The organism is Pseudokineococcus sp. 5B2Z-1, from assembly GCF_037482305.1.
Classification (GTDB): Bacteria; Actinomycetota; Actinomycetes; order Actinomycetales; family Quadrisphaeraceae; genus Pseudokineococcus.
Genome location: NZ_JBBHZG010000003.1, coordinates 97,822 through 114,326, shown reverse-complemented (window position 1 = coordinate 114,326; position 16,505 = coordinate 97,822). Strand labels below are relative to the sequence as shown.

The window sequence follows — 16,505 nt, the reverse complement described above, 5'->3', positions numbered from 1 at the left end:
AAGCCACCCCCCCCCCCCCCCGCGACGGCGAGCTCGACCGTCGCGGGGAAGCGCTGGAGGAAGCTCTCGAGCACGGGCTCGCCCGTGCGCGACGACGTCCCCAGGTCGCCCGTCAGCAGCTTGCCGAGGTAGGTGAGGTACTGCGCGGGCAGGGGGCGGTCGAAGCCGTAGGCCTCGGTGATGCGCTCCACCGCCGCCGGCGTGGCGCGCTCGCCGAGCAGCGTGCGCGCCGGGTCCCCGGGCAGCGCCCGCAGCCAGGCGAAGAGGAGCACCGACAGGCCGAGCAGCACGGGCACGACGAGCGCCAGGCGGCGGACGACGAACCTCAGCACGCCGGGCTCCCGGGACGACCGGGGGCTCCCGGCGCGGCGCCGGCCGCCGCCCCGCGGGGGGCGGCGGCCGGCGGGAGCGGGGTTCCGGTCAGCTGACCGTCACCCCGTTCCACACCTCGTCCTGGACGGGGCTCGTCTCGTAGCCCTCCACGTCCTCGGCGAAGGCCAGCGACGGCACCGGGGAGGCGAGCGGCACGCCCGGCAGGAACTCCATGATCTGCTGGTTGATCGCCTCGTACGCCGGGCCCTGCTCGTCCGCCGTCGCGAGGCCGCGGGCGTCGGACAGGGCGGTGAACAGCTCGGGGTTGTCGAAGCCCCACTCGTTCTTCGGGGTGCCGAAGAAGACGCCGACGAAGTTGTCGGGGTCGTTGTAGTCGCCGGTCCAGCCGAGCAGGTGCAGGCCGTGGTCCTCGGTGCCCTGGATGCGGTCCAGGTAGTCGGGCGACCAGGGCAGCGCCACCGGGTTCACGGTGATGCCGACGGCCTCGAGCTGGCTGCGGATGGCGACGAAGGTGTCCTCGGGGCTCGGCATGTACGGCCGCGAGACGCCGGTCGGGTACACGAAGTCGACCGTCAGGTCGCTCTGGCCGGCCTCGGCCAGCAGCTCGCGGGCCCGGTCCTGGTCGTAGTCGTAGGTCTCGACGTCGTCCGAGTAGCCCGTGACGATGTCCGGCATGAACTGCGTCGCCGCCGTCGTGCCCTCGGGCATCGACTGGCTGATGACGGCGTCCTTGTCGATGGCGTAGGCGATGGCCTGGCGCACGCGCGGGTCGGCGAGCTCGGGCACGGCCTGGTTCATGCCGAGGTAGAGCACGTTGAAGGGCGCGCGCTCCTCGATCTGGAAGCCGGCGTCCTCGAGCGCGGCGACGTCGCCCGGCGCCACGAGGTCGTACCCGTCGACCTGGCCGCCCTCGAGCGCCTGCCGGCGCGCGTTGCCGTCGGCGATGGTCTGGACGATGACCTCGTCGACCTTCGCGGCGTCGCCCCAGTAGTCGGGGTAGGGCTCGAGGGTCACGGACTGCCCGCGCTCCCAGCTGCCGAACTGGAAGGGGCCGGTGCCGGTGGGGTGCTCCGTGCCGTAGGCGCTGAAGCGGACGTCGTCGGCGGTGCCCTCGAGGTTGTCGGCGTCGTACTCCTCCATCGCCGTGGGGCTCTGCATGGAGAAGGCGGGCAGCGACAGGGAGGCGATGAAGCCCGCGAAGGGGCGCGTGAGCGTGACGACGGCGGTCTGCTCGTCCTGCGCCTCGCAGCTGTCGTAGAGGCCGCCGACGAGCTCCGGGTCCTCGCTCTCGGCGAAGCCCTGGAAGATCGAGTTGTAGTAGTACGAGATGTTCTCGTTCTGCTGCAGCCCGGTCCACCCGTGCCAGCGGTCGAAGTTGGCGCAGACCGCCTCGGCGTCGAAGGTCGTGCCGTCGTGGAACGTCACGTCGTCGCGCAGGTCGAAGGTGTACGTGAGGCCGTCGTCGCTGGTCTCCCACGACTCCGCCAGCAGCGGCGCCGGGTCGGGCGTGCCGGGCTCGGTGCCGACGAGGCCCTCGAACATCTGGCGCGCCACGCGGAAGGTCTCGCCGTCGCTGGCGAAGGCCGGGTCCAGGACCACGGGGTCGGAGCTCGCCGCGAAGACGAAGGTGCCGCCGCCCCCGCCGTCGCCGCTGGCCTCGCCGCCGCCCGCGTCGTCGCGCTGGCTCTCCGCGCAGCCCGCCGTCGCCAGCAGCGCCCCGGCCGCCAGCAGGGCCGCGGCCCGTCCGCCGATGCCTCGCACCATGGATGTCGCTCCGTCACCTCGGGGAAGCCGCGACCGGTCCGGTCGGCGGCGCAGTGACGCTAGTGCGCGCCGGCCCGCCTGGGGAGGCCTCCACGCAGGACTCGTCGGTCACGATCCGGTGGCGGTGCTCCCCCGGCGGGCCACGAGCGGCAGCAGGTCCTCCGGGCCGACGCCGGCCAGCGTCGGGACCACCGTGCGCCCCGGCCCCTCCGGCAGGGCCACGACGTGCGGCACGGCGATCGCGGGCACGCCGGCGGCCTCGGCGGAGGCCAGGCCCGTCGGGCTGTCCTCGACGGCGACGCAGCGCGCGGGGTCGACGCCGAGGGCGGCGGCGGCGCGCAGGTAGGGCTCGGGGTGCGGCTTGCCGTGCTCGCACGCGTCGCCCGTGACGACGACGTCGAAGAGGTCCGCGGGCAGGTGGGCGAGCATCGCGTCGGCCATCGAGCGCCACGACATCGTCACGAGCGCGAGCGGGACGCCCCGCTCCGCGAGGCCCGTGAGCAGCGCGTGCGCCCCGGGCCGCCAGCGCGGGTCGCGCCGCAGCTCCGCGCCGACCTGCGCCCCGAGGACCTCGATGAGCTCCCGCACGGGCAGGTCGACGCCGCCCTCGCGCCGCAGCACCTCGGCGGACACCTCGAGCTGGTTGCCGACCAGCGCCATCGCCTGCGCGTCCGTCCAGACCCCGCCGTGGGCCTCGACGAGCGCGCGCTCCGCCGCCCACCACACCGGCTCGGTGTCGACGAGCGTGCCGTCCATGTCGAACAGGACGGCGTCGGGCAGGGCGCTGTCGGGCAGGGCGGCGTCGGGCAGCCCCTCGCGCCCCCTGCCGGTGCTCGCCACGGCGGAGGGGGTGGTCTCGGCGGGCATGGCCGCGAGTCTGCCAGCCCGCGGGTGGCGCCTCCTCCGCCGCGGGAGGGGGGCGCTTCCCTCAGACGGCGTTGAAGTACTTGGCCTCGGGGTGGTGGACGACGAGGGCGTCGGTCGACTGCTCGGGGTGCAGCTGCAGCTCCTCGGACAGCTCGACGCCGATGCGCTCCGGCTCGAGCAGGCGCACGAGGTCGCGGCGGCTCTCGAGGTCCGGGCACGCCGGGTAGCCGAAGGAGTAGCGCGAGCCGCGGTAGCCCTGCCCGAGCACGCCGTCGAGGTCGTCCGCGTCCTCGGCGCCGAAGCCGAGCTCGGTGCGCACCCGGGCGTGCCACATCTCGGCCATCGCCTCGGTGAGCTGCACCGACAGGCCGTGCAGCTCGAGGTACTCGCGGTAGGCGTTGCGCGCGAACAGCTCCCCGGTCACCTCGGCGACCTGGGAGCCCATCGTCACGAGCTGCAGCGGCAGGACGTCGGGCCGGCCCAGCGCCTCCACCTCGCCCTTGTCGCGGAAGAAGTCCGCGAGGCACAGCCGCCGGTCGCGCCGCTGGCGGGGGAAGGAGAACCGCAGCCGCTCCGTGCCCGGCTCGCCGCCCGTGCCGTCGCCCTCGTGGTGGGCGACGACGAGGTCCTGGCCCTCCGACCAGCACGGGAAGTACCCGTAGACGACGGCGGCGCGGGTGATGCCCTCGGTGCGCACCCGGTCGAGCCACATCCGCAGGCGCGGGCGGCCCTCGGTCTCGACGAGCTCCTCGTACGACGGTCCCTCGCCGCCGCGGGCGCCGCGCAGGCCCCACTGGCCGAGGAAGGTGGCGCGCTCGTCGAGGTAGGACGCGTAGTCCGCCAGGTGCACGCCCTTGACCACGCGCGTCCCCCAGAACGGCGGGACGGGGACGGTGACGTCGCGGGCGACGTCCGAGCGCCGCGCGCGCGGGTCCTCGCCCTCGGCGAGCGCGACGCCGCCGCCCTCGTCGTCGGCGCCGGCGCGACGGCGCACGCGCCGCGGCCGCAGGGCGGGCAGCGTCTCGGAGACGCTCGCGCCCGGCGTCGTGCGCGCCGCCGCGATGGCGTCCATGAGCCGCAGGCCCTCGAAGGCGTCGCGGGCGTAGCGCACCTCGCCCTCGTACATCTCCGCCAGGTCGGTCTCGACGTAGGCGCGGGTCAGCGCGGCGCCGCCGAGGATCACCGGCCAGCGCGCCGCGAGCCCGCGCTCGTTGAGCTCGGCGAGGTTCTCCTTCATGACGACGGTCGACTTCACGAGCAGCCCGCTCATGCCGATCGCGTCGGCGCCCGTCTCCTCGGCGACGCGGATGATCTCGCTGATCGGCTGCTTGATGCCGATGTTCGTCACGTCGTAGCCGTTGTTGGACAGGATGATGTCGACGAGGTTCTTGCCGATGTCGTGGACGTCGCCCTTGACCGTGGCGAGCACGATCTTGGCGCGCGCCTGCCGGGCGGTGCCGCTCGCGGCGGCCTCGGCCTCGATGTGGGGCTCCAGGTGCGCGACCGCGGCCTTCATCACCTCGGCCGACTGCAGGACGAAGGGCAGCTGCATCTGGCCCGACCCGAAGAGCTCGCCGACCTCCTTCATGCCCGCCAGGAGGTGGTCGTTGACGACGTCGAGGGGGCTCGTGCCCGCCGCGAGCGCCTCGTCGAGGTCGGCGTCGAGGCCCTTGCGCTCGCCGTCGACGATGCGCCGGGACAGCCGCTCCCCCAGCGGCAGCGCCAGCAGCTCGGCGGCGCGGTCGGCGCGCACGGAGGCGGCGTCGACGCCCTCGAAGAGCTCGAGCACCCGCTGCAGCGGGTCGTAGGTGACGGCGCCCTCGTCGTCGTAGCGCCGCCGGTCGTGGACGAGGTCGAGCACGGCCTCGCGCTGCTCGTCGGGGATGCTCGCCATCGGCATGATCCGCGCGGCGTGGACGATGGCGGAGTCCAGCCCCGCCGCGACCGCCTCGTGGAGGAACACCGAGTTGAGGACGGCGCGCGCCGCCGGGTTGAGGCCGAAGGAGATGTTCGACAGCCCGAGCGTCGTCTGCACGCGCGGGTGGCGGCGCTTGATCTCGCGGATGGCCTCGAGCGTCTCGACGCCGTCGCGGCGCGTCTCCTCCTGGCCGGTGGCGATGGGGAAGGTCAGCGCGTCGACGACGACGTCGGCCTCGTCCATGCCCCAGGTGCCCGTGAGGTCCTCGACGAGGCGCGTGGCGATGGCGGCCTTGGTCTCCGCGGTGCGCGCCTGGCCCTGCTCGTCGATCGTCAGCGCGACGACGGCGGCGCCGTGCTCGCGCACCAGCGGCATGATCCGGGCGAAGCGGCTGCCGGGCCCGTCGCCGTCCTCGTAGTTGACGGAGTTGACGACGGCGCGGCCGCCGACGAGCTCGAGGCCCGCCTCGATGACGGCGGGCTCGGTGGAGTCGATGACGAGCGGGAGGGTCGACGCCGTCGCCAGCCGGCTGACGACCTCCTTCACGTCGGCGACGCCGTCGCGACCCACGTAGTCGACGCAGACGTCGAGCAGGTGCGCGCCGTCGCGCGTCTGGCCGCGGGCGATCTCGACGCACCGCTCCCAGTCCCCCGCCACCATCGCCTCGCGGAACGCCTTGCTGCCGTTGGCGTTGGTGCGCTCGCCGATGGACAGCACGCTCGCGTCCTGGGCGAAGGGCACGTGCTGGTAGATGCTCGCGACGCCGGGCTCGGGCCGCGGGTCGCGGGGCGCGAGGGGGCGCCCGCCCACCCGCTCCACGACCTGGCGCAGGTGCTCGGGCGTCGTGCCGCAGCAGCCGCCGACGAGCGCGAGGCCGAACTCGCGGGTGAAGCGGTCGTGCGCCTCGGCCAGCTCGTCCGGCGAGAGCGGGTAGTAGGCGCCGTCCTTGGACAGCTGCGGCAGCCCGGCGTTGGGCATCGCCGTCACCGGCACCGCGGCGTGGCGCGCGAGGTGGCGCAGGTGCTCGCCCATCTCGGCCGGCCCCGTGGCGCAGTTGAGCCCGATCCCGTCGACGCCGAGGGCGGCCAGCGCCGTGAGCGCCGCGCCGATCTCGCTGCCGAGCAGCATGGTCCCGGTCGTCTCGACGGTGACCTGGACGAGCACGGGCACCTCGACCCGCGCCTCGCGCATCGCCCGGCGCGCGCCGACGACGGCGGCCTTGGCCTGCAGGAGGTCCTGCACCGTCTCGACGAGCACCGCGTCGACGCCGCCGTCGAGCATCCCGAGCACCTGCTCGGCGTAGGCGTCGCGCAGCAGCGCGTACGGCGCGTGGCCGAGGCTCGGCAGCTTCGTGCCAGGACCCATGGACCCGAGGACGAAGCGCTCGTGGTCGGCGGTGCTCGCGCCGTCGGCGGCCTCCCGGGCCACGCGCGCCCCCGCGGCGGCGAGCTCGCGGATGCGCGACTCGATGCCGTACTCGGCGAGGTTGGCCCAGTTGGCGCCGAAGGTGTTGGTCTCGACGAGGTCGACGCCGACGTCGAGGTAGGCCTCGTGCACCGAGCGCACGACGTCGGGGCGGGTCGCGTTGAGGACCTCGTTGCAGCCCTCGTGGCCCTCGAAGTCCTCGAGCCCGGGAGCGGCGGCCTGGAGCATCGTCCCCATGGCCCCGTCGGCCACGAGGACTCGCTCGGCCAGGGCTGCGCGCAGGCGCTGCGGACGGTCGCTCACGGGCGTCGATGCTAGGCGCCGTCGTCGGGCGCGCCGGGTGCGCGCCCGTAGGGTGGACGCGCTGCTCGCGGGGCCGTCCGCCCCCGTGGGCCGGGGGCGCCCTGGCCCCGGCGGCGGGCGGCAGGACGAGGAGGACGTGTGAGCGAGCAGGCGCAGCGGTCGCCGGGCCCGGTGCCCGAGCTGAGGGACCCCGTCGTCCTCGCGGCCTTCGAGGGCTGGAACGACGCCGCCGAGGCGGCGAGCGGGGCGCTGGACCACCTGGCGCGCGTGTGGGGCGAGACGCCGCTCGGCGAGCTCGACCCGGAGGACTACCACGACTTCCAGGTCAACCGGCCGGTCACGGGCTTCGACGAGGACGGCCGCCGCCGCATCACCTGGCCGACGACCCGCCTCGCGTGGGCCCGGCCGCCGGGCGGGGAGCGCGACGTCGTGCTCGTCCACGGCATCGAGCCGTCGATGCGCTGGCGCTCCTACACCGCCGAGCTGCTCGACCGGGCCGCCGCCGTCGGCGCCCGCACCGTCGTGACGCTCGGCGCCCTGCTGGCCGACGTGCCGCACACGCGGCCCATCCCCATCACGAGCACCGGCGACGCGCCGTCCATGGAGCACCTGGCGCTGGAGCCCTCGCGCTACGAGGGCCCCACCGGCATCGTCGGTGTCGTCGCCGACGCGGCCGCCGAGCGCGGGCTGTCCTCGGTCTCGCTGTGGGCCGCCGTGCCGCACTACGTCGGGCAGTCGCCCTCGCCGAAGGCCGTCCTCGCGCTGCTGGGCCGCGTCGAGGAGGTCATCGGCGCGCCCGTGCCGCTCGAGGACCTCGCCGAGGAGGCGGAGGCGTGGGAGCGCGGCGTCGACGAGCTCGCCGGCGAGGACGAGGAGATCGGCGAGTACGTCCAGCAGCTCGAGCAGGCCAAGGACACGGCCGAGCTGCCCGAGGCGAGCGGCGAGGCGATCGCCCGCGAGTTCGAGCGCTACCTGCGCCGCCGCGGCGACGAGGGCCCCCCGCGGCGCGGCCCGGCGGGTCCGCCCGCCTGACGCGACGGGCTCCCGCCCGCTCGGGCCGGCCACGACCGGGGACGCGGAGCCGTGCCCGACGCCCGGTCCCGCACGGCTGGGCGTCCCCGGTCAGCCGAGGCGCAGCGTCACACCGAGCAGCGCCTCGACGACGTCGGCCACCAGCGCCGGGCCCTGGCCGTCGCCCTGCGGGTCGCCCGGGACGTGCGAGAGGTCCTGGGCCAGCTGGGCGTCGACCCACGCGTCCACGACGGCGAGGGCGCCGGGGGCGTCGAGGTCGTCGGCCAGACGGCTGCGGACGCCGTCGAGCACCCGCGAGGCGTCGGGGCCCTGGGGCATCGCCACGGCGGCCCGCCAGCGCGCCAGCCGCTCGCGCGCGACCTGCAGCCCCTCGTCGGTCCAGGGCCAGTCGTCGCGGTAGTGGTGGGCGTGGACGGCGAGGCGCACCGCCGCCGGGTCCTCCCCCGCGCGGCGCAGCGCGGAGACGAGCACGAGGTTGCCGCGCGACTTGCTCATCTTCTCGCCGTCGAGCGCCACCATCCCGCCGTGGGCGTACAGCTGCGCGTAGGGCCGGGTGCCCGTGAGGACGTGGGCGTGGGAGGCGCCCATCTCGTGGTGGGGGAAGACGAGGTCGGAGCCGCCGCCCTGGACGTCGAAGCCGGGCCCGAGGTGGTCCAGCGCGATGGCGACGCACTCGATGTGCCACCCGGGGCGCCCGGGGCCGAGGTCGCCGCCGTCCCAGGACGGCTCGTCCTCGCGGGCGGCGCGCCACAGCACGGGGTCGATCGGGGAGCGCTTGCCCGGCGTCGTCGGGTCGCCGCCCCGCTCGGCCGACAGCTGCGCCATCGTCGCGGCGTCGTACCCGCTGACGCCGCCGAAGGCCTCGTCGGCGGTGACGTCGAAGTACACGTCGCCCGTGGCCTCGACCCGGTACGCGGCGCCGCGGCGGACGAGCTCGGAGACGGCCGCGGCCGCCCGGGGCACCGTCTCGACGGCGCCGAGGTAGACGTCCGGCGGGACGACACCCAGCGCCGTCATGTCCTCGCGGAAGAGGTCGGTCTCGCGGACCGCCAGGTCGCGCCAGTCCACGCCCGTCGCGGTGGCGCGCTCGAGCAGCGGCTCGTCGACGTCGGTGACGTTCTGGACGTACCGGACCTCGTGCCCGGCGTCGCGCCACGCGCGGACGAGGAGGTCGAAGGCGAGGTAGGTCGACGCGTGCCCCATGTGGGTGGCGTCGTAGGGGGTGATGCCGCACACGTAGAGACCGGCGACCGGGCCCGGCGTCGTGGGGCGCACGCTGCGGGAGGCGCTGTCGTGCAGCGAGACGGGCCCTCCCGTGCCCGGCAGGTGCGGCAGGTGCGGGGAGGACCAGGACTTCACGGCGCGACCCTAGTCGGCGGGGACCACCGCCCCGGACGCCGCCGACGCGTCCGCCGGCCCGCCCTCGGCCGGGGCGGGCGGACCCACCGGACGGCCCACGACCATCGTCGCCAGGTCCTCGTCGTCGAAGGTCGCCGCCGTCCGGTGGTCGGTCAGCGCGCCCAGGCCGTCGAGCACCCGGGTGAAGAAGGCGCGGGCGCCGACGGCGTAGACGACGTCGGCCACGTCGACGTCCGTGAGGCCCACGGAGCGCAGCGCCTCGACGTCGTCGCGGGTCACGACGGGGCGGCCACGGCGACCTCGGCGGCGAAGCGGACGACGCTCCGGTCCGGCTCGGCGAGGCCGCCGCCGCTCGGATCGGCGAGGAGCGCCCGCAGGGCGGCCTCGTCGTGGCAGACGTCCCGGAGGAAGGAGGAGTGGGCCACCGTGCAGTAGGTGCTCCCGAGAGCGCGGGCCGCGGCGATGCTGACGAGCTCGTAGCGGCGCCGGTCCATGGGCGCGACGACGGCGGCGCCCAGCGCCGCCCAGGCCGCTGCGACGTCCGGGCGCGGGGCGAAGGCCCCGGCGTCGTCGGGCAGGAGGCCCCAGCGCTCGCGCTGGGCGCGGTAGAAGTCCGCCAGCACGCGAGGGGCCTGCGCCTCGGGCGGCACGTCGACGAGCACGCCCCGGGGGTGCTCGTGACCGCGCCGGGGCGCCAGGGTCCTCCGGCCCGGGCGTCGGGCTCGGGCGTCGGGCTCGGGGAAGTCGGCGATCCCGTCGGGGCGACCGGGCGACCGGCGCTAGAACACCGGCCAGGGCACCGCGCTGCGGTGCTCGGGCGGCTGCGGCATGACGGCGCCGCGCAGGAGGCGGTCGACGCGCGTGCGCAGCGCCCGCACCTCCCACCCGGTGAGGAGGGCCTGCAGCTCGTCCTCGAGGCCGTCGCGCAGGGCCGCCCGCAGGCGGTCGAGCGCCTCGAGCTCGACGTCGGGCAGCGGCTCCCCCGCCCAGCCCCACAGGACGGTGCGCAGCTTGCCCTCGGCGTGGAGGACCAGGCCGTGGTCGATGCCGTGCACGGGCGGGCCGTCGGCGCGCGCGGCGGCGGACGCGGGGTCCGCGGCCGCGGGGCGTCCCAGCAGCAGGTGGCCGGCCTTGCGGTCGGCGTTGTTGGCCACGACGTCGAAGACGGCCACGGACAGCAGCCGCGGGTCGTCGGCGTGGACGAGGGTCACCGGCTCGCCGTAGGGCCCCCACGCCTCGAGGACGCCGCGCCACCCCGCGGGCACCTCGCCCTGGGGGACGACGTCGACGAGCCCGGCGCCGGGCTCGCCCAGCAGGTGCTCGTCGTCGAGGTCCTCGTCCGACTCGTCCGCCTCGTCCGGCCCCGCGTCGTCGTCGAGGGGATCCAGCCCCTCCGCGCCCTCGGCGTCGGGGTCCCCGTCGTCGGGGTCCACGGCGCCGTACGGGTCGACCACGCCGTCCTCGGCCGCCTCCTCGTCCAGCGGGGCGTCGCGCGGCGGGTGGACCCAGCGCTGCACGGACCCGGGCCCCAGGGGGCCGTCGCGCAGGACGGTCGTGGGGACGACGCCCCACCCGCCCGCGCGCGAGACCAGCGAGGCCGCGACCTCGCGCCCGGCGAGCGTGCCGTCGGGGAAGTCGTGGAGCGGCCGCTCGCCGCGGACGGGCTTGTAGACGCAGCGGACGGCCGTGCCGCCGTCCCGGCAGGTGGCGAGCAGGGTGACGTTGGAGGAGCCGGAGATGCGCCCGACGACCTCGAGGTCGCCGCGCGAGAGCAGGTCCGCCAGCGCGTCGCCGTCGCGCGGGACGCCGGACCGCGGGCCCGCGGGCGTCCCGCCGCCCCCGATCAGCGGCGGTACCCGTTGGCGCGCGGGCAGACGTGGCCCTCGGGGTCCAGCGGGCCCTGGCAGAACGGGCACGGCGGGCGGCCGGCCGCCACGAGGGCCGAGGCCCGCTGGGCGAAGCCGCGGGCGCTGGCGCCGGACAGGGAGACCCGCAGGACGGACCGGGCGTCGGGCTCAGGCCCCTCCCCCAGGCCGCCGCCGGCCTCGTCCTCCTCGACGGAGAAGCACTCGATGACGACGACGCCGCGGTCGCCGTCCCACTGCAGGCTCATCGTCCCGACCCGGAACTCCTCCTCGATGGGGGTGTCCAGCGGCTCGGTGTCGCCCGCCCCGACGGGGGTCACCGCGGGCACGGGCGCCTCGCCGCCGCTGCGGCGCACCACCTCGTCGAGGAGCTCCTCGACCTTCTCGGCCAGGGTGGCGACCTGCTGCTTCTCGAGGGCGACCGAGACGACGACGGGCACGGGCCCGGTGCTGCGCGCCCGCGCCTGGAGGAAGAAGGTGCGCGAGCCCGCCGGGCCCACCGTGCCGGCGACGAAGCGGTCCGGCGGGTCGTAGTCGAAGACCTGCGCTGGCATGCCGTCGAGACTACCCAGCGCCCGCGCCGCCCACCGGCCGGCTCAGGTCCCGGCCCCGCCGCCCACGGCGGCGTCGGACGACGCCGCCGCCCGGCGCCGTCGTCGCGGCGCCGGCGCGAGGGAGGCGAGGTCGCCGCCGGTGTCGTTGGTGCGCACGACGAAGGGCCGCAGCGGGGTGTACCGCACGACCGAGACCGAGGCCGGGTCGACGACGATGCGCTGGAAGCTGTCGAGGTGCTGGCCCAGGGCGTCGGCGAGGACCGCCTTGATGACGTCGCCGTGGGAGACGGCGACCCACACGGCGTCCGCGCCGTGCTCCGCCGCGACCGCGGCGTCGTGCTCGCGGACCGCCGCCAGGGCCCGGGCCTGGACGTCGCGCAGCGACTCGCCACCGGGGAACTGAGCCGCGCTGGGGTGGCCCTGCACGACCTTCCAGTGCGGCTCCTTCGCCAGCTCGCGCAGGCCGCGGCCGGTCCAGTCCCCGTAGTCGCACTCGAGCAGCCGGGGCTCCTCGACGAGGTCGGGGCGCGGGCGGCGCGCCGTCCCGCCGACGGCGAGGAGGGCGCGCGCCGTCGCGACGGTGCGTTCCAACGGGCTGGCGACGACCCGGGCGAGGGGGACGCCCGCGAGGCGCTGCCCGAGGGCCGCGGCCTGCGCGGCGCCGCTGTCGTCGAGGCCGACGCCGGGCGTCCGCCCCGCGAGCACGCCCGAGGCGTTGGCCGCGGTGCGCCCGTGTCGGACCAGCAGGAGGGTCGGCACGGGCGCCACCATAGGCGCCGTCCTCGGCCGCGCCCCGCGCCGGCCGGGACCGACCGACCCGCGCCCCTCGCGCGCGCCGAGCCCCGGCCGGGGCCACGACCCCTCCGGAGGTACCCGTGAGCGCCATCGTCCGCACCTGCGACGGCACCCGCCTGCACGACGTCGCCGTCCCGGCGCACGCCGGCGCGTCGTCCGTCCCGCCGCCCCCGGCGCGGGTCCCCGGCGCGGCGGAGACCGCCGACGCCCTGGCCCGGGCCCGCGCCGAGGGCGCCGGCTTCGTGTGGGTCCACCACATCGACCCCGGTGAGGGCGACCTCTCCGGCTACGCGGAGGTCCTCGACCTGCACCCCCTGGCGGTCGAGGACCTCGAGACCGGGCGCCAGCGCCCCAAGCTCGAGCGCTACCCGGGCGACGAGGGCGGGTCCGTGCTGCTCAGCGCGCGGCCCGTCCGCTACGACGACAGCCGCTCGGCGGTGGAGACCGGCGAGGTGCTCGTCGTCCTCGGCGACCGCTGGGTGCTCACCGTCTCGCGGGAGGACGAGGGCGTGGTCGAGCGCGCCCGCGGGCGCCTCGACGAGGACTTCCTCGCGCTCGGCCCCGCCGCCGTCCTCCACGGGGTGCTCGACGTCGTCGTGGACGCCTACGTCGCCATCGCCTCCGAGCTCGAGGTCGACGTCAGCGACCTGGAGCAGGAGGTCTTCAGCCCCGACGACCGCGGCGCCGGGACGACGGCGCGCGTCTACCAGCTCAAGCGGGAGGTGCTCGAGATGATCCGCGCCGCCCGGCCGCTCGTCGAGCCCGTGCGGCGCCTCTGGCAGCAGGACCTCGACCTCGTGCCCGAGGGGGCCCGGGTCTTCCTGCGCGACGTGGCCGACCACGCCCAGCAGGCCGCCGAGTCCGTCGAGGCGACCGACCGCCAGCTCGGCGACGTCCACAGCGCCCACCTCGCCGAGGTGGGCCTGCAGCAGAACGACGACGCCCGCCGCATCTCCGCGTGGGCGGCCCTCGCCGTCGTGCCCACCGTCATCGCCGGCATCTACGGCATGAACTTCCAGTACATGCCCGAGCTGGCGTGGCGCTACGGCTACCCGGCGGCGCTCCTGCTCATGGTCACCGTCTGCCTGGTGCTGCACCGGGCGTTCCGGCGGTCGGGCTGGCTGTAGGGCCCGGCCCGGCCCGGCCCGGCCGTCAGGGCTGGACGGCGGGCGCCACCACGGGCGCGGCGTCGACGACGCCCGTGAGCAGCAGCACCGCGAGGACGGCCGCGAGCGCGAGCCGGTAGACCACGAACCCGCGGAAGGTGTGGGTGCTGATGAAGCGCAGCAGCCACGCGATGACGGCGAGGCCCACCCCGAAGGAGATGGCCGTCGCCAGGACGGTCGGACCCCAGTCGACGGACGCGGCGCCGCCCTCTCCCAGCTCCGAGACGAGCTGGAAGCCGCCCGAGGCGACGACGGCGGGGATGGCGAGGAGGAACGCGTAGCGCGCGGCCGCCTCGCGGCGGTAGCCCAGCAGCAAGCCGGCGGTGATGGTGCCGCCGGAGCGGGACACCCCGGGGACGAGCGCCAGCGCCTGGGCGAACCCGTAGAGCAGGCCGTCGCGGACCGACAGGTCGGACAAGTCCTTCCGGGTCGACGCCCGGGCGTCGGCGACGCCGAGGAGCACGCCGAAGACGGCGAGCATGACGGCGGTGATCCACAGGTTGCGCAGCTGGGTCTCGATCTGGTCCTGGAAGAGGAGCCCGAGGACGCCGATGGGGATCGACCCGAGGATGACGAGCCAGCCCATCCGCGCGTCCGGGTCGCTGCGCGGAACGCGGCCCACGAGCGAGAGCGCCCACTGCCGGACGATCCGGACGATGTCGCGCCAGAAGTAGACGACGACGGCCGCCTCGGTGCCCAGCTGGATGATCGCGGTGAAGGCGGCCCCGGGGTCGCGGCCGTCGAAGAGCAGCTGGCCGACGATGCTCACATGCGCGCTGGAGGAGATGGGCAGGAACTCCGTGAGCCCCTGCACGAGACCGAGGACCAGCGCCTCGACCCACCCCATCAGGAGCCCGCCCCGCTGGCGTCGAGCGCCTCGGCGACCGTGCGGAGCACGGCGACCCGCTCGGCCTCGTCGCGCCCGTCGGGCAGCACGGAGAGCGTCGTCACCCCCGCCTCGGCGTAGGCGGCCAGGCGGTCGCGGACGGCGGCGGGCGGCCCGACGAGGCTGGTGGCCTCGAGGAGGCCCCGCGGGACCGCCGCGGCGGCCTCCCGGTGCCGGCGGTCGAGGTACAGGTCCTGCACGAGGGCGGCCTCCCGCTCGTAGCCCAGCCGCACGGCCAGGGCGTTGTAGAAGTTCTGCTCGCGGCTGCCCATGCCGCCGACGTAGAGGGCGAGCCGGGCCCGCAGGGCCCCGAGGCGCCCCGCCTCGTCGTCCTCGGCGACCGAGGTCCCGTACGAGGGCGCGGCGGCGACGGACGCGACGACGTCGAGGGGGGCGTCGGCGTGCGCCGAGCGGCGCCGTCCCGCCGCCAGGTGCGCCAGCGCGTCCGGCAGGTGCTCCGGCGTCACGAGGATCCCGAGCCAGCCGTCGGCGAGCTCCCCGGCGAGCTCGAGGTTCTTCGGGCCCACGGCCGCGAGGTACACGGGCACGTCGGCCCGCAGCGGCCGCACGGACAGCCGCAGCGCCCGCCCGGGCCCGTCGGGCAGGGGCAGCTGCAGGTGCCGGCCGTCGTAGCGCACCTGCTCCCGGCGCAGCGCCATCCGGACGACCTCGACGTGCTCGCGCGTGCGCCGCAGCGGCGCGTCGAAGCGCACCCCGTGCCAGCCCTCGGAGACCTGCGGGCCGGAGACCCCCAGCCCCAGGTGGAAGCGGCCGCCGGAGAGGGCGTCGAGCGAGGCGGCCGTCATCGCCGTCATGGCGGCGCTGCGGGCGGGGATCTGCAGGACGGCGCTGCCGACGCCGATGCGCGTCGTGCGCGCGGCGACGCAGGACAGGACCGTGACGGCATCGGTGCCGTAGGCCTCCGCCGCCCACGCGACCGCGTACCCCAGGCGCTCGGCCTCCTCGGCGAGGCGGACGCGGGCCCACGGGTCCTCGCCCCCACCACCGGGCCCCGCGGCCGAGACCTGCGGACCCTGACCGAGGTCGACGCCCAGACGCACGGCGCCGACAGTAGCGACGCCGGGACCCACGGCCCGCCACCGGCGGACGGCTCGGTGCGGCGCCCGCCGGGCGGACCGGGAGCCCGCCCGGTCCGCGGCTAGGGTCGAGCGCCATGGAGACCCGGCGCGTCGGACGGTCGGGCCTGCGCGTCTCACGGCTCGGGCTCGGCACCCTGACGTGGGGGCGCGACACCGACGAGCACGAGGCCTCCGAGCAGCTGCGCGACTTCGCGGACGCCGGCGGCACCCTCGTCAGCACCGCGGCCTCCGGCTCCGGCGAGGCGGAGGAGCTCCTCGGCGCGCTGCTCGACGACGTCGTCCCCCGCCGGGACCTCGTGCTCGCCCTGCGCGTCGGCTCCCGCGGGCTCGGCGCCGCGCGCCGCACCGACGGCTCGCGGCGCAGCCTCCTCGCCGACCTCGACGACTCCTTGGCGCGCCTGCGGACCGACCACGTCGACCTGCTGCTGCTCGGCGGCACCGACCGGGGCGCCGACCCGGGCGGCCACGTCGGCGACGGCGGCCCCGGGGACGACGGGGCGCCCGTCGAGGAGTCCCTCGCCGCCCTGGCGGAGGCCCAGAGCTCCGGACGCGCGCGCTACACGGGCCTCGCCGAGCACGGCGCCTGGCAGACCGCCCGCGCCGCCGCCCTGGCGCAGGCCGGCGGGGCGCCGCTCGTCGCCGTCGAGGTGGAGCACTCGCTGGTCGCCCGCTGGGCCGACGTCGACCTGCGCGACGCCGCCGCCGCGAGCGGGGTGGGCCTGCTCGCCCGCAGCCCCCTCGGCGGCGGGGTGCTGACGGGCAAGTACCGCCACGCGCTGCCCGCGGACTCCCGGGCGGCCTCGCCGCACCTCGTGCACGTCGTCGAGCCGCACCTCGACCCCTCGGCGCGCGGGGTCGTGGAGGCCGTGCGCACCGCCGCCGACGGGCTCGAGCGCTCCCCGCTCGAGGTCGCCCTCGCGTGGGCGGCCGACCGCCCCGGCGTCGCCAGCGCCGTCACGGGCGCCCGCACGGCGGCGCAACTGCGCGCCGCGCTCGCGGGCGAGGACCTGCGGCTGCCGGGACCGATCCGCGCGGCGCTGGACGAGGTGTCCTCGGCCCGGACGGCCGTCGGGCGCCCCTAGACGCCGGTCGCCCGGCGGCCGTCGCTTCCCGGTCGAGGGGGCGCCGGCGCCCGCAC

General features: G+C 76.6%; 15 protein-coding genes. 3 read left to right on the top strand and 12 right to left on the bottom strand.

The features are described from left to right. The 4 genes from WDV85_RS09015 to metH all read right to left on the bottom strand — a co-directional run. On the bottom strand, positions 1-332 hold a 332-nt coding region (locus WDV85_RS09015; RefSeq protein WP_339570286.1), incomplete at its 3' end, for an ABC transporter permease. Between the two features lie 88 nt (positions 333-420). After that, entirely contained in the window at positions 421-2,097 is a 1,677-nt protein-coding gene (locus WDV85_RS09010) for an ABC transporter substrate-binding protein (protein ID WP_339570285.1), read from the bottom strand. A 108-nt stretch (positions 2,098-2,205) separates the two neighbouring features. Next, complete coding sequence (locus tag WDV85_RS09005; RefSeq protein WP_339570284.1) at positions 2,206-2,964, bottom strand: HAD family hydrolase; 759 nt, start codon at positions 2,962-2,964, stop codon at positions 2,206-2,208. Between the two features lie 61 nt (positions 2,965-3,025). Further along, complete coding sequence (gene metH, locus WDV85_RS09000; protein ID WP_339570283.1) at positions 3,026-6,610, bottom strand: methionine synthase; 3,585 nt, start codon at positions 6,608-6,610, stop codon at positions 3,026-3,028. A 138-nt stretch (positions 6,611-6,748) separates the two neighbouring features. Here metH and WDV85_RS08995 point away from each other — a divergent pair, with 138 nt between their 5' ends. Beyond that, positions 6,749-7,642 (top strand): PAC2 family protein, encoded by an 894-nt coding sequence (locus WDV85_RS08995; protein WP_322790133.1) that lies wholly within the window; start codon positions 6,749-6,751, stop codon positions 7,640-7,642. Positions 7,643-7,732: 90 nt separating this feature from the next. Here WDV85_RS08995 and mshC read toward each other — a convergent pair whose 3' ends face one another. From mshC to WDV85_RS08965, 6 genes are all read right to left on the bottom strand, one after another. After that, positions 7,733-9,001, bottom strand: a complete 1,269-nt coding sequence (gene mshC, locus WDV85_RS08990) for a cysteine--1-D-myo-inosityl 2-amino-2-deoxy-alpha-D-glucopyranoside ligase (RefSeq protein WP_339570282.1) — start codon at positions 8,999-9,001, stop codon at positions 7,733-7,735. Positions 9,002-9,010: 9 nt separating this feature from the next. Next, positions 9,011-9,280 (bottom strand): hypothetical protein, encoded by a 270-nt coding sequence (locus tag WDV85_RS08985; RefSeq protein ID WP_339570281.1) that lies wholly within the window; start codon positions 9,278-9,280, stop codon positions 9,011-9,013. Next, positions 9,277-9,663, bottom strand: coding sequence for a carboxymuconolactone decarboxylase family protein (locus tag WDV85_RS08980; RefSeq protein WP_339570280.1), 387 nt, complete (start codon positions 9,661-9,663; stop codon positions 9,277-9,279). The genes WDV85_RS08985 and WDV85_RS08980 overlap by 4 nt, the downstream gene beginning before the upstream one ends. A 117-nt stretch (positions 9,664-9,780) precedes the next feature. Beyond that, a complete protein-coding gene (locus WDV85_RS08975) occupies positions 9,781-10,917 on the bottom strand; it encodes an SCO1664 family protein (RefSeq protein ID WP_339570279.1) in 1,137 nt (378 codons plus the stop codon). Further along, on the bottom strand, positions 10,845-11,420 hold the full coding sequence (locus tag WDV85_RS08970) for a DUF3090 domain-containing protein (RefSeq protein ID WP_171204050.1): 576 nt from the start codon (positions 11,418-11,420) through the stop codon (positions 10,845-10,847). The genes WDV85_RS08975 and WDV85_RS08970 overlap by 73 nt, the downstream gene beginning before the upstream one ends. Before the next feature lie 42 nt (positions 11,421-11,462). Beyond that, positions 11,463-12,179 (bottom strand): MSMEG_4193 family putative phosphomutase, encoded by a 717-nt coding sequence (locus tag WDV85_RS08965; protein WP_339570278.1) that lies wholly within the window; start codon positions 12,177-12,179, stop codon positions 11,463-11,465. Positions 12,180-12,295: 116 nt separating this feature from the next. On the opposite strand from WDV85_RS08965, the gene WDV85_RS08960 reads away from it, so the two are divergent. Further along, complete coding sequence (locus WDV85_RS08960) at positions 12,296-13,342, top strand: magnesium and cobalt transport protein CorA (RefSeq protein WP_339570277.1); 1,047 nt, start codon at positions 12,296-12,298, stop codon at positions 13,340-13,342. 25 nt (positions 13,343-13,367) lie between these two features. Here the strand turns inward: WDV85_RS08960 and WDV85_RS08955 are convergent, their stop codons facing one another. After that, positions 13,368-14,228, bottom strand: a complete 861-nt coding sequence (locus tag WDV85_RS08955) for an undecaprenyl-diphosphate phosphatase (RefSeq protein WP_339570276.1) — start codon at positions 14,226-14,228, stop codon at positions 13,368-13,370. Then, positions 14,228-15,328, bottom strand: coding sequence for an LLM class F420-dependent oxidoreductase (locus tag WDV85_RS08950; RefSeq protein ID WP_339570275.1), 1,101 nt, complete (start codon positions 15,326-15,328; stop codon positions 14,228-14,230). The genes WDV85_RS08955 and WDV85_RS08950 overlap by 1 nt, the downstream gene beginning before the upstream one ends. Positions 15,329-15,441: 113 nt before the next feature. Here WDV85_RS08950 and WDV85_RS08945 point away from each other — a divergent pair, with 113 nt between their 5' ends. Next, a complete protein-coding gene (locus tag WDV85_RS08945; RefSeq protein WP_339570274.1) occupies positions 15,442-16,449 on the top strand; it encodes an aldo/keto reductase in 1,008 nt (335 codons plus the stop codon). Positions 16,450-16,505: the final 56 nt, after the last annotated feature.

Coding starts and splice junctions, on each gene's coding strand:
- WDV85_RS08945 (WP_339570274.1), top strand. CDS start 15,442: ATGGAGACCCGGCGCGTCGGACGGTCGGGCCTGCGCGTCTCACGGCTC.
- WDV85_RS09010 (WP_339570285.1), bottom strand. CDS start 2,097: ATGGTGCGAGGCATCGGCGGACGGGCCGCGGCCCTGCTGGCGGCCGGG.
- WDV85_RS08955 (WP_339570276.1), bottom strand. CDS start 14,228: ATGGGGTGGGTCGAGGCGCTGGTCCTCGGTCTCGTGCAGGGGCTCACG.
- WDV85_RS08970 (WP_171204050.1), bottom strand. CDS start 11,420: ATGCCAGCGCAGGTCTTCGACTACGACCCGCCGGACCGCTTCGTCGCC.
- WDV85_RS09005 (WP_339570284.1), bottom strand. CDS start 2,964: ATGCCCGCCGAGACCACCCCCTCCGCCGTGGCGAGCACCGGCAGGGGG.